This is a genomic window from Mucilaginibacter sp. L3T2-6, from assembly GCF_030519355.1.
Classification (GTDB): domain Bacteria; phylum Bacteroidota; class Bacteroidia; order Sphingobacteriales; family Sphingobacteriaceae; genus Mucilaginibacter.
The window spans coordinates 157,977-170,986 of record NZ_JAUMKC010000011.1 but is presented as its reverse complement, the minus strand read 5'-3'; the positions used below and the strand labels follow the sequence as shown (position 1 = coordinate 170,986).

14 protein-coding genes are annotated in these 13,010 nt (G+C 43.6%); 4 read left to right on the top strand and 10 right to left on the bottom strand.

The window, feature by feature from the left end:
- Positions 1–24: 24 nt before the first annotated feature.
- From Q3W13_RS14015 to Q3W13_RS14000, 4 genes are all read right to left on the bottom strand, one after another.
- Positions 25–354, bottom strand: coding sequence for a hypothetical protein (locus Q3W13_RS14015; protein WP_302864787.1), 330 nt, complete (start codon positions 352–354; stop codon positions 25–27).
- A gap of 223 nt (positions 355–577) precedes the next feature.
- A complete protein-coding gene (locus Q3W13_RS14010; RefSeq protein WP_302864786.1) occupies positions 578–1,504 on the bottom strand; it encodes an FAD:protein FMN transferase in 927 nt (308 codons plus the stop codon).
- Positions 1,505–1,681: 177 nt separating this feature from the next.
- On the bottom strand, positions 1,682–2,383 hold the full coding sequence (locus Q3W13_RS14005) for a LytTR family DNA-binding domain-containing protein (protein WP_302864784.1): 702 nt from the start codon (positions 2,381–2,383) through the stop codon (positions 1,682–1,684).
- Positions 2,380–3,453, bottom strand: coding sequence for a sensor histidine kinase (locus tag Q3W13_RS14000; protein WP_302864782.1), 1,074 nt, complete (start codon positions 3,451–3,453; stop codon positions 2,380–2,382). The genes Q3W13_RS14005 and Q3W13_RS14000 overlap by 4 nt, the downstream gene beginning before the upstream one ends.
- A 165-nt stretch (positions 3,454–3,618) precedes the next feature.
- Here Q3W13_RS14000 and Q3W13_RS13995 point away from each other — a divergent pair, with 165 nt between their 5' ends.
- Positions 3,619–5,292 (top strand): S41 family peptidase, encoded by a 1,674-nt coding sequence (locus Q3W13_RS13995; RefSeq protein ID WP_302864781.1) that lies wholly within the window; start codon positions 3,619–3,621, stop codon positions 5,290–5,292.
- Between the two features lie 147 nt (positions 5,293–5,439).
- Here Q3W13_RS13995 and Q3W13_RS13990 read toward each other — a convergent pair whose 3' ends face one another.
- Positions 5,440–6,021: a porin family protein gene (locus Q3W13_RS13990; protein ID WP_302864780.1), complete on the bottom strand. Its 582-nt coding sequence runs from the start codon at positions 6,019–6,021 to the stop codon at positions 5,440–5,442.
- Positions 6,022–6,203: 182 nt separating this feature from the next.
- On the opposite strand from Q3W13_RS13990, the gene Q3W13_RS13985 reads away from it, so the two are divergent.
- Together Q3W13_RS13985 and Q3W13_RS13980 are read left to right on the top strand one after the other, a co-directional pair.
- Positions 6,204–6,419 carry a hypothetical protein gene (locus tag Q3W13_RS13985; RefSeq protein ID WP_302864779.1) on the top strand — a complete coding sequence of 72 codons (216 nt, stop codon included), beginning with the start codon at positions 6,204–6,206 and terminating at the stop codon, positions 6,417–6,419.
- 62 nt (positions 6,420–6,481) lie between these two features.
- Positions 6,482–8,224 (top strand): S41 family peptidase, encoded by a 1,743-nt coding sequence (locus Q3W13_RS13980; protein WP_302864778.1) that lies wholly within the window; start codon positions 6,482–6,484, stop codon positions 8,222–8,224.
- Between the two features lie 272 nt (positions 8,225–8,496).
- On the opposite strand, the gene Q3W13_RS13975 is transcribed toward Q3W13_RS13980, so the two are convergent.
- Genes Q3W13_RS13975 through mqnE form a run of 5 tightly spaced genes read right to left on the bottom strand, consistent with a single transcriptional unit; the run spans position 8,497 to position 12,519 of the window.
- Positions 8,497–9,513 carry an IS3 family transposase gene (locus tag Q3W13_RS13975; protein WP_302864776.1) on the bottom strand — a complete coding sequence of 339 codons (1,017 nt, stop codon included), beginning with the start codon at positions 9,511–9,513 and terminating at the stop codon, positions 8,497–8,499.
- The gene (locus tag Q3W13_RS13970) at positions 9,510–9,836 is read right to left on the bottom strand and encodes a hypothetical protein (RefSeq protein WP_302864775.1); all 327 of its coding nucleotides are present in this window, start codon (positions 9,834–9,836) and stop codon (positions 9,510–9,512) included. The genes Q3W13_RS13975 and Q3W13_RS13970 overlap by 4 nt, the downstream gene beginning before the upstream one ends.
- A 59-nt stretch (positions 9,837–9,895) precedes the next feature.
- Entirely contained in the window at positions 9,896–10,645 is a 750-nt protein-coding gene (locus Q3W13_RS13965) for a menaquinone biosynthetic enzyme MqnA/MqnD family protein (RefSeq protein WP_302864774.1), read from the bottom strand.
- A 6-nt stretch (positions 10,646–10,651) separates the two neighbouring features.
- The gene (locus tag Q3W13_RS13960; protein WP_302864773.1) at positions 10,652–11,269 is read right to left on the bottom strand and encodes a histidine phosphatase family protein; all 618 of its coding nucleotides are present in this window, start codon (positions 11,267–11,269) and stop codon (positions 10,652–10,654) included.
- Between the two features lie 56 nt (positions 11,270–11,325).
- A complete protein-coding gene (gene mqnE, locus Q3W13_RS13955) occupies positions 11,326–12,519 on the bottom strand; it encodes an aminofutalosine synthase MqnE (RefSeq protein ID WP_302864771.1) in 1,194 nt (397 codons plus the stop codon).
- Between the two features lie 106 nt (positions 12,520–12,625).
- Between mqnE and Q3W13_RS13950 the strand changes: the two genes are divergently transcribed.
- The gene (locus Q3W13_RS13950; RefSeq protein ID WP_302864769.1) at positions 12,626–12,991 is read left to right on the top strand and encodes a DUF6717 family protein; all 366 of its coding nucleotides are present in this window, start codon (positions 12,626–12,628) and stop codon (positions 12,989–12,991) included.
- Positions 12,992–13,010: the final 19 nt, after the last annotated feature.

Here is a 13,010-nt window from a genome sequence, read left to right as displayed (position 1 = left end):
TATCAGCAATATATCGGTAATTTGTCAGTTTCCATTGTGCCTCGGTATTTCCGGTGGCCGCTCTACGCCCTCCGGCCGCCGCTGTCGTTTTGGCTTCGTCTTAGCCTGGGGTTCTGCAGGCTCTACTTTTTCGGGCTTGGGTTGCTTTTTTGCTTTGGCTACTTCCTTAATTTTCTTTTTGTCTTCCTGCTCCTGCTTCTTAATTTTTGTTGTATCAGACAATACCTTATCTACAGACAAACTTATCGTCAAATTATTACAAACAAAACTGAAATGGGTGCTTTTTATTTTGGCAGATGATAAAACAGGCGTAATTAATAATAAGACGACAATATACGCAAACCACTTTATCATTACAGGATAGAAAATATTAAAATTCTTTCAATAGCACGCAATTAAAATTACCAACCGGTTGGTTCAAAAGTCGGTCGTCCTAAATCAACTGTCGGCTATTAAGCTTATACTTATCAGGAAGTATATTAATTGAGGTTTATATAAAGCGCTAAAGTGTGTTTTATACACCAGCACGGCCTAAAAATACTTTTTATTCGCCCATTACAAAATGGAAAAATAAAAATTAATTGATACTAATACTTTTTGAAGTGTAAACCCGGTCGTGATCATCCACTATAACTGCGGCTACCTGGTTTAACTGATTTACCAGGTATAAGCCTGCATTGATACCCATAGACAGCACCGGGGAGGCCATTGCGTCAGCCATTTCGGCAGTCGTGCTTATAATACTCACACTCTTAATTTTGCTTACCGGGAAACCTTTTTTTGGCACAAATGTACCAAGCAGCTTTTTGTCAATCACAGTAGCATTATTTTCCGTGTTAACAGAGGTGGCCACGGCCATATTGCTGATAATCACATCTGCAAAGGGCTGGTCTTGTTGCGATTGGTCGGCCGCAGCTACAGTCCATGGCTCATCGCCGGGCTGTAAACCCCAGGTAAGCAAATCGCCTCCTGCATTTATTACACCGCTGTTTACACCTGCCAGCTGTAAAACATATTTTGCACGGTCGGCAGCATAGCCTTTGCCATTAGCCGCAAAGCTGATACGCATGCCGGCTTCTCTTAAAAATACAGTCTGCGCCCTGGCATCAACAACAATGTTTTCATAATTGGTATTGATAACCGTCTTCACTGCCGCGCCCGAAGTTTCAGCATAGTCGTTTCCTTCTGCGTAATAGGTAATATCGAAGGCGCCATGCGTAAGCGCTGATATTTGCAGTGAACGGTCAATAAGCCTGAAAATTTCGGGGTTCACCTTTACCGGCGCTATACCTGCGCTGCCGTTTATCTGGTTTATGCAGCTATCATCGCCAAAAGCACTTAAAAGTTTTTCAACGCGGCTTATTTCGGCTATCGCAGTTGCAAAGCAATCTTCGGCCCACAAATGGCTCTCACCAACAACGCTTATTTCGAACTGCGAACCCATCAAACGTACTGCACGCCTGAACACAATTGACTTAGGGGAAATGGTCTTTATAGCTAACATACGTTCTTCAAATTTAGATGACCTTTAAAGTCTTCCTTTTTTCGGCGACAGGGCTGAATTACAACCAAACGAGGCAGGGTATCGCCAAACTTATGCTGCTAAATTAGCCCGGCTTTATGAAAATGAGATGAAAAGGGGACTTAAGCCAGGAAAATAGCTTTTAAGACCAGGCTTTTACTATTCAACATTCCGCAGTTTTTGCGCCAGCCCGTCCTTGTAGGTCAGCCCTACCGGCAGATCGACGTCATTAATCCTAACAAAATTCCCTTCAAGATATTGAACATGAGACAGGTTAATGATGTATGAACGATGGATGCGCACAAAACTATTAGCAGGCAGCAGCGTCTCCAGCTTCGTCATGGTAAGGTAAGTAATATAAGTTTGATCAGCCGTGTAAACCTTAATGTAGTCTCCCAAGCCTTCCGCATAAACAATATTCCTATGGTTTATCTTTACCAGCCGCTTATCAACTTTTAAAAAAACATAATCATTTTCGTTTACCCTGGGGGGTGCTTCCTGCGGTTCTTCTTTTTTTGGCAGCACCTTTTGCACAGCTTTTATAAATCTTTCAAAAGTGATGGGCTTCAGCAAATAATCAACGGCCTCCAGCTCAAACGCCTCCACAGCGTGCTCCATGTAAGCGGTTGTAAAAATAACCTTAGGCGCATTTCTTACCGACTTTAAAAAATTGAGCCCGGTGATGCCTGGCATCTGTATATCCAGGAACATCAGATCGACATGCTGCTCATGCAGTACGCTGAAAGCCTGCACTGCGCCCGTGCAAACAGCAACGCAGGTTATGTTCGGAAGCTGGTCGATGTAGCCAACAAGCAGTTCGCGCGCCAGGGGCTCATCGTCAACAATTATGCAGCGTATCATGGCTTTGTTTGTATGATTAAAATTACGTTAAATGTATCGCCGGTATCGTCAATCTCTAAACTGTGACGCCCGGGATAAAGCAGTTCCAGCCGTTTACTTACATTTTTAAGCCCTATACCGCCGTCTTCGGATTTCGTTTTTCCGGCTGCAGGCTTAGGGTTCGACGTCTGGAACACCAGTTCATCCTCATCAATTACCATCGCCATTTTTACATACTTTCCGGGCAGGTCTTTTTGCAGCGCGTGTTTAAAGGTATTCTCAATAAGTGGCAAAAAAAGCAATGGCTCAATATTAATTAAAGATGGGTCGCCCTGCACTGCAAAATCTATCAGCTCCTGTTCATCGTGCCTGATCCGTTCGAGCTGCAAATAGCTTTTGATGAAGTTTATTTCCTTTTCAAGCGGCACCTTGTCACGTTCGCTTTCATAGAGCACATAGCGCATGATCGAGGACAGATCAGCGATCATTGCAGATGTTTTCTTTGATCCCCGCACGCTTAGCGCGTACAGGTTATTAAGTGTATTGAAAAAAAAATGCGGCTGCACCTGCGATTTCAGATGGTCCAGTTCGAGCTTTAGCTTGTCATTTTCAAGCTCATACAGGTCACGCTGGTTTTTTAGCAGGCGCAAAACTACATACAGAGAGGAATTAGCCAGCAACATTAAACAGGTATAGCCAACAGTTTGATAAAGCCTGAATGTGCTGAAGTCTTCGGGATGGGCCGACTGCAGGTTGGCCCGGTACTCAGCAGGGATAAATTGCAGATGGATTACTGCGATGGCCGATAGCCTTGAGTTAAATTCATAAATTAAGATGTATACCGGGAACAGCACCAGGAACAGCCAGTATCGCTTTTTGCCGAAAGTAACCGGCAGCAACCAGCGGTAAAATAGAATAACCGATGGAAAACTCAAGGCGGTAACGCAAATGAGCGACATTGTCCAGCTGAAATGCGAGAATATCTGCAGGCCGATGAACAGCGGGATAAGCACGCACACTATAAACAGGAATACCAATTCGGTAAGCCGTGCCTTTTGCTTGTAAGTGAGCGTGTTTAAACTGAATCCCATGACCCAAAGTACCTTAATCTTTTTGTGAAAGCACAAAATTTTTCGTCCAACTGGTGTATTTACGCGGTGAATGTTGAACCCCTCAATTTAGCCACAATAAAATACAGTCCGCCTAATAAATTATCGCCGGTTTACAGTGTACTGCAATTTTGCTGAATGAAAAAAATGCTGGTTTTAACCTTGACTGTTTTGGGCCTGTTAATGAACATCACTGCCCTGAAGGCTCAGAACAATAAACAAACGCAACATTTGGCCACCTTTGCCAAAATATGGGGGTTCCTGAAATACTACCATCCCGCAGCGGCCAACGGAACTACTGACTGGGATAAGGAGTTTTTCAGGATGGTTCCTTTAGTTAAATCGGCCGGCGGCGATAAGGGCTTTGACAAACTGCTGACCGATTGGTACAGTTCCCTGCCAAAAGCCGGGTTGTCGCCAGCTATTACCCAAATGCAAAGCGATACCATTTTGCGGATTTTTACCGAAAAAGATATCGCCAGGTTTGGCGTGTCTGCGCCGCTTAAAACCGAGCTGACTAAATTATACCTGCATCACATCCCCGACTCAAACAAGTTTATCGATAACCGCTATAACGGGCACAAGCTGGATTATATTTATCACAAAGAAAACCCATACGCCTTGCCGGCTTATCCTGACGAAGTTCACAGGCTGCTTGCGCTTGCCCGCTACTGGAATATCATCAACTACTTTTATCCGGACAAATACATCAATGCAAAAAATTGGGAAAGCGTACTGCCCGTGTTCATTCCTCAGTTTATTGCAGCAAGCGATAGCAATGAATACCGCAAAACTTTCCTGCGGTTGACCGCTCAAATAAATGACAGTCATTCATTTTTTACCCAAAAAGAATGGAACAATGCCCATCAAACATTAAACCTGCCCTTTACTACTGTTTATATAAACGGCAAATTCGTTATCGGCCGCAGCCGGTATGATTCGCTGATGAAAGAAATGGATTTCCGGATCGGCGATGAGATCGTCAGTATAAATAATAAACCGGTTGCCGAACGGGTGAAGGAGTTAAAACCGTACACTACGGGGACTAATGAACTTTCAATGTACCGAAATATAGCCAACACCCTGTTTAAAATTGATACTGTGCGCATACTGCGGTTAGGCATAAAACGGCACGGAAAAAACATCAACAAAACAGTAAAACTATTTACTGAAGGCGAGCTATGGAACTATCGCAAAAATCACCCTTTAAATCTTTGGGAAAATTTTGGCAACGGCGTATGGTACGTAAGGATCTGCGAGATCACCAAACCTGATACATTGAAAAGATTATTTACTGATCTGCAAAAAGCTAAAGTGGTGATATGGGAGATGCGCGCTTACCCGAACTTCAAGGTAATGCAACAGGTTAGCGCCGGTTTGTTCCCGGCTGTTAATCGCACCAATATTGACTATAACGGTATCCTGGAATTTCCCGGTTCATTTGCCAAACATACCTCCAATGGTTTCGACAAGACAAACAGCCTTAAATTGCCGCTTTATACGGGTAAAATGATTGTATTGGTAAATGAAGAAACACAAAGCCTGGCCGAAAGCGTCGCTGCCGAACTGCGTTCCAGGCCCAACACAATTGTTATGGGGAGGCAAACGGCCGGTACAACCGGGAATATTCTTTGGGTGGATTATCCCGGCGGCATAGAAGCGTCATTCACCGGCGTTGGCGTTGAAGGCGTAAACGACAGCTTTAGGGAGGGCCGCGGCGTTAAAATCGACAAAGAAATTAAATTGAAAGCGAAAGATCTGGACAAATACCCGGATTATATGCTGGAGATGGCCTACCGGGAGGCTGTTGGTTTGTTGTAATAGTTGCAGATGCTGTAGTAGTTATGTTGGTTAACATTTTTACAGCAAAAAGGTCCCGGCAACCGGGACCTTTTTTGTTAGCGTGCGAGGATAGCTTCGTATTCAACTCATCCAATCCTTACAACCTCTCCAACCAATACAACTAAATTAAAATATTTTAAAGCCTACGCTTAAAGCCCAAAGGTTCTGGCGCTGGCCAAAGTCGGAGTTAATTTTGGTTAAACCTCCTTCGTAGCGCAGGTCGGCAGTAATTGCCCCAATGTCCACACCCGCACCAGCCTGGAAGCCCAGGGTACTGCTTTTGTAATGACCGAAATCATTATAGGCATTCTCCAGGCTTTGCGAGAAATTTTTGCTGAGTACCGCTGTGTAAACGGGTCCGGCCATTATCCTGAAATTCAGGTTTTTTTCGCCGAAAGAATGGCCAACCAGTAACGGAACATTCAAATTAGTAAACTTCACATTGCCACTTACCGATACGTTATTATTGTTATTGCTCGAATGGAATTCGCCGCCGGTACTGCTTACATACAACTCCGGCTGCAAATAAAGTGCACTGCCGAAACGGGCAAACAAGCCGGCCTGGTAGCCTGTGCGTGTAGACGAGTTTAAATTATCGGTGTTAATTTTCGAAAAGTTAACACCACCCTTAATACCTAATGATGCTTGTGCGTTGGCGCCGATGCAGGCTGCTATCACTATCGCCGCACTTAATAAAATCTTTTTCATAAGTAATGTAAATTTAGTTTCTGTTTGCGGCCGCCCTGAGGGGTAACCGGCCACGTTGTTTATAATTAAGTTACCAAACGCTTAATCTGGTAATTAATTACATTGCCCTAACAATTGCCTTGCCAAAAAATTAATGGCGGGCACGTTGTATTTTTATATTTTTGTTGAAAATAAAATTTGAAATGGCCGAAATCAGTATCTCTAACAAAGAGTGGGAACGTGTAAAAATCAAAATACAGCGTAAATACAACCGCCTTACCGACGAGCAATTGCAATACAGCGAAGGACAAGAGGAAGCCCTGATAACAAAATTAATGGAATTGGTTAACCGCGACAGGAACTACGTACTATTTACCCTGAAAAAAGCGTTAGTGAATATCGACAATAACCGTTTGTAAAACAGCGGGATAATTAAAACTATCAGGCTTTTTTGTAGTTTTATATTTTTAACATTTTTAGGATGAACAAGGGTATTGTGAACAGGTATAAAAAACAGTTGCTTATTGGCGGGATACTGATAATAGCAGCGGGCGCATTTAGCTTTAAAGACGACCTTTTCCAGCTGTCGAAAAACCTGGATGTATTTGCATCTGTTTACAAAGAGGTTAACATCAATTATGTTGATGATATTAATTCAACAAAGATGATAAAGACCGGTGTCGACGCCATGCTCGACGGGCTGGACCCTTATACCGAATTCGTCCCGGAATCTGAAATTGAAGATTATAAGCTACACTACGTAAGTACGCAGTACGGCGGAATTGGCGCGGGCATATTTGTGCGCAATAATAAAGTTTATGTGTCGGATGTATTCCAGGGCTTTCCGGCCCAAAAAGCAGACATCAGGCCAGGCGACCAGATGTTGAAAATTAACGATGTTCCCCTCGACGGGAAAAATAACGACCAGGTAAGCCTGCTTCTTAAAGGCGCTAAAGGGGCCAACATTAAGCTGACCATGCAGCGTGAAGGCGATGCAAAACCCGCTGAAAAGACCCTTGTGCGCGACGAAATAAGACAGCCCAATGTATCTTATTCAGGCATGGTGGGTGGCAATATGGGCTATATTAAGCTTGATAAATTTCTTGAAAACTCTGCCGAAGAGGTAACTAATGCCCTTACAGCCATCGAAAAAAATAAGCCCAATGGTATCATCCTTGATTTGCGCTCAAACGGCGGGGGTATATTACAGGAAGCTGTAAAGATTGTTAACCTTTTTGTACCGAAAGATGTTGAGGTAGTTTCGCAAAAAGGAAAGATAAAGGAAAAGAATTTTACTTATAACACAGTAAGCGCACCGGTTGAACCCAATTTGCCGCTGGTAGTTTTGGTAAACAGCCACTCGGCGTCTGCATCTGAAATAGTTGCCGGCTCACTGCAGGACTTAGACCGTGCTATTATCATCGGTCAGCGCAGTTACGGTAAAGGCCTGGTTCAGCAAACGTTTAACCTGCCTTACAACAGCCTGGTGAAAATCACAATCGCCAAATATTTTGTTCCATCAGGCCGTTGCATACAGGAAATAGACTATACTCACCGAAAGGACGATGGCAGCGTAGTAAAGGTTGCCGATTCGCTGATCCACGAGTTTAAAACCAAAAATGGCCGCTCTGTTTATGACGGCAGCGGCATTTATCCCGATATATTTGTGAAGCAGGAGCGCTTTGCCAACGTTACCCAGGCTCTGGTAGGTAAATTGTTTATTTTTGATTACGCTAACCATTACCGCGATACTCACCCAACTATAGCTGCAAGCGGAAAATTTGCATTGACGGATGCTGATTATGCTGATTTTGTGAAGTTTTTGGATGGAAAGAACTATAGCTACACCACCACAACAGAGAAAGTGCTTGCCAGCCTGAAAAACGAAGCGACTAAAGAAAAACAGTTTAGCGAGATACAAACAGAATACGATGCGCTGAAAGCTAAAATGATGGCCAGCAAAAAGAACGATCTTCAATTACACAAGGACGAGATTAAGCAGGTTCTTGAAAATGAAATAGCTTCCCGCTATTACTTTGAAAAAGGCCGTTATGAAACTAATTTTAAATACGATAAAGAACTTGCCGAGGCTGTAAAGGTTATGCAGGACAAGGATAAGATTGCCCAGATACTTAAAGGCGAGGGGAACTATAAAACGATAGGTAAACCTGTACTCGCAATGGCTGCCAAAAAAGCCGCCGATACCGACAGCGACGATCAGTAATAAAATATTGTTTTAACCTTAATGGGGTTTACAGTGTAACCCCTGTGTAAACCCATACAGAAAACACTGATTACCAGCACATTGAAAATATTAAAATCAACAATAAGCTGATAATCAGTACTTTAAAATACGTTCGCGTGCGTTCGTGCGTGCGAAAACTGTGCCGTCCTGAAAAAAGTTTACACTTTTTAATGAATAATCCTGTGTTAGGTTTACAGTTTATCTTAGTCCTGTATAGGGTTTACACTATGAGTAAAGATAAAGAATAACTGTTATTGTTTGCTTGTCGTGTTGGAATGTGGGAAACTCGGTAGAGTTTTCCATATTTCAACACGTTTTTCTTTTTTTGCTTCTTTTTTTCTTTTTCTGGTCTCCTTTCTTTTTGTTAATAAACCGGGACAGCCCGCCTGTCTTTCTGCCCAGCTTTTCCAGCGGCGTTTGATTGGCCCGGCATGTGTATGCGCCATTTCCGGTGTCATCATGTCCAGGCTGGAATGTAGCCTGAAACGGTTATAAATGTCAATGGCTGTTACTACCGATTGATGCGCCCGGTTAAGGGTTGCATATGATGCTGTCAGCAGTTCCTGTTTAAGAATACCGTTTACCCTTTCTGCAATAGCGTTGTCCCTGGGGTCTCCGCTCTGGGTCATGCTAACACTAATGTTATTATCCTTTAACAGGGATATATAAGCGTCACAGCAGTATTGAGAACCACGGTCTGAATGATGGATAAGGGGCGCATTCCCTGCTCTGCTATCGAGTGCCATTTCCAATGCCCTCACCGGGCCTTCTGCCGATAAGTTATCACTTAAATGAAAGCCGACTATCTTGCGGCTGTAAGCATCGGTAATCAGGCTTAGATAGCAGAAATGGCCATTCTTGAGCCGGATATAGGTAATATCACTTACCCATAAGCTGTTTGCACGGCTTATTTTGACGTCTTTTACCAGGTCCGGGTAACGCCTCATCCAGTGATTCGAATCGGTGGTTCGCGGCCGGTTACACCTTCGCATTTTAACCAGCAGGTTGTTCTTCCGCAGCAAATTAAACAGCTGGTCCCGGCCTATGTAAAGCTCATGTTCCTGCATAAAAGGCAAGAGCATTTCATGTAGCTTACGCCCGCCTGAACGAGGCTGAAGCTTACGGTGAATAAGCACCTGGCTCAATAACAGGTCCTCTGCCAGGCCCTGTTTAAGCGATACACTTTGGTTTTTATAATACGCCTGTGGCGAATAACCAAGCAGTCTGCAAAGCCCGCGAAGACCTCGCCGGCTGCTTTGCATCTTCATTTGGACTGCCTGGTGCCAGACTTTTTTCTGATATCGACACCAAATTCTTTGCTGGCGATATCCAGCATCAACTCCTGTAATTCAATCTTTAAGCGGGCATCGCGCAGGGCTTTTTTTAGCTCATTAATGTCGTCCGGCAACGGCAATTCTTCTTTTACCGCCTGGGATGTTAACTGCGGCTTTTGTACATCTTTCTTTGTTTTTGACATCACAATACGGTGAATCTCGGTACGGTCCATTCCATACTTCTCCGCTAAATTACGATAACTTAGCCCCTCCAGTTCATGATCTTGTTTGATCAGCATTTTTAAATTTTCGTCCATCTCGTGTTTACTTAATGTGTAAACCTATTTCAGGACGAGACACGGAACACCTAATATTTTCAGCTCAAAGACTTTATATACTCATGAAATAAATGCAGTGCTTTCTTTTTATCTCCCGTTAAGTTAAAGTCCAGCTTGCGCATCAGGTAGTCTTCCAAATCAAAGTCGGGCCGGGCGGATAGGTCTTTTAATAAGTCGGCACGGTGTTCGAGACCATATTTTATTGCCTGATTAAACTCGTCCATAAAATCAGCAGGGACGGACTTATTGGCTACCCATGCGGCAAACACAAACGGCAAGCCGGTAAACTTGTTCCATTCTTCGGCCAGGTCATACACATACTTATATTGTTGTTTTTTACCGAAGGTACGGTCGCCTATCTGTACAAAAGCGGTAGTTGGCTCTGCTGTGACAGCGTAATCTGGTGCATTGAGTATGGGCTGGTAATCTGCCTTCCAGTAATTCTTCAATAAAACGCGGGCCAGGTTATTAGACGAACGCGACTCGGGATCAAGCTGCAATGTCCTGATATCCTCCGCGGCGCAGTTACTGAATATAAAAACAGAATTTACCGGTCCGGATGCGCCAATGCAATAATCAGACACAATTTCCCACTGCGGAAGGTCCAAAATTGCAGCAACCGGAATAAGACCGATATCCACTTTGTCATCGATTAATTTCTGTGCGCAATCTGCTGGCATATCCAGGCTCAAATCAATTTTATTGATGATATCACTGTGTTCTATGCCATACAAAAAAGGTTTGGTATTGGTGTAGCTTACTGCTGAGATCCTAATTTTGTTGTTCAAGGTAGTTCAAATATTTTTCAGGTGCCCGGCGTTGTTAAAGTCGATGATTTCAAACTTTTCGCCGTTGTAATAAACTTTATATAAAACCAGGTTTTGGTGGGGAAAGTTGTCCATTTCGGTCAGCGGGCGTTCCGTCAAAAGGCATAAGATCAAACGCAGGGCCCGGCCGTGCATACAAATCAGCACAGTCTCCTCTTCCGGACGGCTCATAATAATATTTAACGCTTCCTGCTGCCGCGCTTTTACCTCATTCGGACTTTCGCCGCCTTCAAATTTGGCATCCAGGTTACCATCCATCCAGTCGCGCATCAGGTGCAAAAAAGCCGCCTTGTTTTCTTCGGTGGCTTCCTGTCCCTCATGTATACCCCAGGCCAATTCATCCAGCCCTGACAATTTCTCGTAGGGTATGCCTAAATCGATGAATTGCTGAATGCTTTGCCGGGTACGTTTTAGTGACGAGATATAAATCTTATCGAACTTTACATTTTTATATGCTTCAAAAAACTGGCCGGCCTGTTTGCGGCCTTCGTCATTAAGATCAGTGTCCATGCCACGCCCCTGTACAATGCCCCGTTTATTTAACTCGGTCTGTCCATGGCGGACGATGTATAGCGTTTTATTCATTTCTTCTTTTTGTTCCCGGACGCTAGTGATTGCATCAATATAAGAATGACCAATAACTAATTTATCACCGGGAGCTTATAAAATTGCGGCTTGGGTTCTTCCGGGAATTCATGATTTGTATAATCAGTCACAATGTTATACAAAGTATCCCTCTCTATCGGCTCACGGCCAACATGCTTTATCAGCTCAACCAGCTCTTTAGTGCTCATACCTGGTTTTTGTTCCTCGGCGCCGGCCATCGAGTAAATCCTGGTGGTATCATCCAGTGTACCATCTATATCGTCCACGCCAAAATTCAGTGATAATTGTGCCGTTGTACGGCTGATCATTGCCCAATAAGCTTTTATGTGGTCGAAATTATCAAGATAAATACGGGCTATAGCATAATTTCGCAGATCCTCAACGACCGATGATTCCGGGATGTTAGACATCTGGTTATCCTTATTTCTAAACTTTAACGGAATAAAGGTCTGGAAGCCGCCGGTCCGATCCTGCAATTGCCGCAAGCGTTCCATGTGATCGACCCGGTGCCAGTATTTTTCAATATGACCGTATAACATGGTCGCATTTGAACGTGCGCCCAACTTATGCCATTCCTCGTGAATAGCGAGCCATTGGTCGGCCGTGCATTTATCTTTGGCAATCTGGTCGCGTATTTCAGGATGAAATATTTCCGCTCCGCCACCCGGGATTGATTCAAGGCCGGCATCCAGCATCATCTTCATGCCGGTAGCATAGTCAATTTTCGCTTTTTTAAATATATAATGATATTCGACCGGTGTTAATGCTTTTACGTGCAATTCAGGGCGATGCGCTTTTATCCTGCTGAACAATTCTGTATAAAACGGAACATCATACTGTGGCAATACGCCACCGACAATATGCACTTCTGTTACGGGCTCGTTATCATATTTTTTTACGATGTCCATCATCTCGTCCATCGTATACTCCCACCCCTCTGATCGCTGCTTAATTAAACGAGAGTAGGAACAAAATTTACAATCGTAAACGCAAAGGTTGGTAGGCTCAATATGGAAATTACGGTTAAAGTATGTTTTATTTCCGTGGCGCTTTTCCCGGATATAGTTGGCCAGCATACCCACGTAACCTAACTCCCCCTCTTCGTAAAGCAGAACGCCTTCCTCAAAAGTTATACGCTTGTTATCAAGTACCTTTTCTCCTATTTGCTTTAATCCGGCAGAGAGATGCGGATTCTGCAATAATGCACGCACATTAGCTTCAGCTTCCATTCAGTAACTTTTGAGCAAATGTAGAAAATGTTCGTGTAATCGGGGTGTAAATATAAATGAAGGCATAATTTTGCTCCTGTTGTTACTTTGCCTGCCTTGGTCTGTCATGACTACTCAAACAAACTTCCAAACTTATAAATTCATAAAGGGAGACAGCGGTAAATGGTATATAGATTTGCCTGATTGGACCGGTCAAAAGGCTGACCTTGAAATGGTTGGCGGCGCCGACACCATGCTTGATCATGTAGGCTCCGGAGCGCCTGAAGCAGAACTTATTTTATCAGAATTCCCGTTTGCAAATGCTGATGTACTAGAGTTAATACATGATTATTCACGGCAACCCGGAGGCGGCGGAATATATTTTTTAGGCAACTATAACGGTGAAATCTTAAATCAGGAGATTTGGTTGTGTGAAGTAACTGAATTTGTCTTCGGTAAACTTCCGCCGCAGATATATTTAAAAAAGGTGTAGTTGTTCAATGTTTAAACCG